Below are 1,970 nucleotides of genomic sequence, written 5' to 3'. Positions count from 1 at the left end.
CCGCTGGCCAGCTTGTCTGCTTTAGTCAGCAGTATCAGAACCTGAACGTTGCTCTCAACCGCCCACAGGATCATCTGCTGGTCGAGGTCTTTTAGCGGGTGACGAATATCCATCAGTACCACCAGACCTTGCAGGCTCTGACGTTTTTCCAGATATTCAGCCAGCGCGCGCTGCCATTTGCGCTTCATCTCTTCCGGAACTTCGGCATAACCGTATCCTGGCAAATCGACCAGGCGTTTGCCGTCAACGACTTCAAACAAGTTGATGAGCTGAGTACGACCCGGCGTTTTAGATGTACGCGCCAGACTTTTTTGATTCGTCAGGGTATTTAGCGCACTGGATTTGCCTGCGTTGGAACGGCCAGCAAAAGCCACTTCGATACCGGTATCGGAAGGTAAGTGGCGAATATCAGGCGCACTCATCACAAAGTGCGTCTGTTGATAATTCAAGTTAGTCAAAGCAGTCCTCTCCATCAATCAGGGCTTTGCAGCGATTATACCTGAACCCCAGCAAAAGGCTGGTTTTTCGACGCGTAGGCTATGTAAGTAAAAACCTCGCACTTTGTGAGACATTGCCGATAGTTTCTATACGAGATGACAGAGTAAAAAATGACGTAACTAAAATAAATCATATAGTTAAGATAAGGCACTATTCTTAAAGTCCGAAATTGTTACCCAGGTTACTTGTACGTTTAAACCAAAGCGGTAAAGTAGCGCCCATAGCGAGGAAGCTGACAGGATAGTCGACTCAGGATGAGGGTCAGGAGCGCCAGGAGGCGAAGACACAGGATTGTCAGGGAGACAAACGTCTGGAGACGTTAGTAAAAGGAAATGGAAACAACACGGAATGTTTCAGGCTAAGGGAAAAACAGGGTGTGTTGATAGCCAACAGGGATTGTAGAGCCCGTAAGGGTTGAGAGTCAGGAAAAAAGGCGACAGATTACTCTGTCGCCTTTTTTCTTTATTTCTGCTAGATTCCGGCGCAATTATATACTGAATAAAACAGCCAAAGACGAATCATGATGAAACCAACTTCTACACCACGCGGTAAAGGTCCTGCAAAAGCGCGTCGTAAAACACGCGAAGAAATTAATCAGGAAGCTCGCGACCGTAAGCGCCAGAAAAAACACCGTGGTCATGCGGCGGGTAGCCGTGCGTCCGGTAGCGAAGGCGCATCTGGTGGCGGAAACCAAAATAAGCAAAAAGATCCTCGTATTGGCAGCAAAAACCCCATTCCATTGGGCGTGACCGAAAAAGTCACCAAACAGCACAAACCGAAGAGTGAGAAACCTATGCTTTCACCACAGGCTGAGTTGGATTTACTGGAAACGGATGAGCGCCTGGATGCGCTGCTGGAGCGTCTTGAAGCAGGAGAAACCCTGAGTGCGGAAGATCAGACCTGGGTTGATGCCAAGCTGGACCGCATCGATGAGCTGATGCAAAAGCTGGGTCTTTCTTACGATGACGAGGAAGAAGAGGAAGAGGAAGAGGAAGAAAAGCAGGAAGACATGATGCGTCTGCTGAAAGGCGGCAACTAACGGTTTTACACCGTGGGTCTTCCCGTCCTGCTTATAACCCTTCCGGTTATATGTTATCTGGTGTGGTTATTCGTTAAACTACAGCGGTTGTCGCGGCGACAGAAGTGGCTGCGCAACCGGCTTATCACCCGCACTGGGGTTAAGCCGGTACGCCGTACCCGCCAGAGACGCCATCGGAAGGAGTGAGCATGTCAGAGCAGTTAATAGACTGGGACCTGGCCCTGATCCAGAAATATAACTATTCCGGGCCACGATATACCTCGTACCCGACCGCGCTGGAGTTTTCTGAAGACTACGGCACAGAAGCATTTCTAAAGGCCGTGGCGCGTTATCTTGAGCGTCCGCTCTCGCTGTACGTTCACATCCCGTTCTGCCACAAACTGTGCTACTTCTGTGGCTGCAACAAGATTGTGACTCGCCAGCAGCATAAAGC

The 1,970-nt window shown here is 49.7% G+C and carries 2 protein-coding genes and 2 pseudogenes; 3 read left to right on the top strand and 1 reads right to left on the bottom strand.

All coding sequences use genetic code 11. From position 1 onward, the window contains the following. Positions 1-458: ribosome biogenesis GTP-binding protein YihA/YsxC (yihA, locus tag KQJ19_RS23415; protein WP_216404263.1), on the bottom strand; the 458-nt coding region annotated here is incomplete at its 3' end. 209 nt (positions 459-667) lie between these two features. Between yihA and KQJ19_RS23410 the strand changes: the two are divergent. The 3 genes and pseudogenes from KQJ19_RS23410 to KQJ19_RS23400 all read left to right on the top strand — a co-directional run. Further along, positions 668-916: pseudogene (locus KQJ19_RS23410) on the top strand (hypothetical protein). 102 nt (positions 917-1,018) lie between these two features. Beyond that, complete coding sequence (yihI, locus tag KQJ19_RS23405) at positions 1,019-1,537, top strand: Der GTPase-activating protein YihI (protein WP_216404262.1); 519 nt, start codon at positions 1,019-1,021, stop codon at positions 1,535-1,537. 188 nt (positions 1,538-1,725) lie between these two features. After that, positions 1,726-1,970 (top strand): annotated as a pseudogene (locus tag KQJ19_RS23400) (oxygen-independent coproporphyrinogen III oxidase); the annotation flags it as partial.

Origin of the sequence: Citrobacter sp. S46_ASV_140 (assembly GCF_018919545.1) — a bacterium.
Classification (GTDB): domain Bacteria; phylum Pseudomonadota; class Gammaproteobacteria; order Enterobacterales; family Enterobacteriaceae; genus Citrobacter; species Citrobacter braakii.
This window is presented reverse-complemented; position numbering and strand designations above follow the sequence as displayed.

Excerpts from the sequence above, each read along its gene's own strand:
- yihI (WP_216404262.1), top strand. The coding sequence starts at position 1,019 with ATGATGAAACCAACTTCTACACCACGCGGTAAAGGTCCTGCAAAAGCG.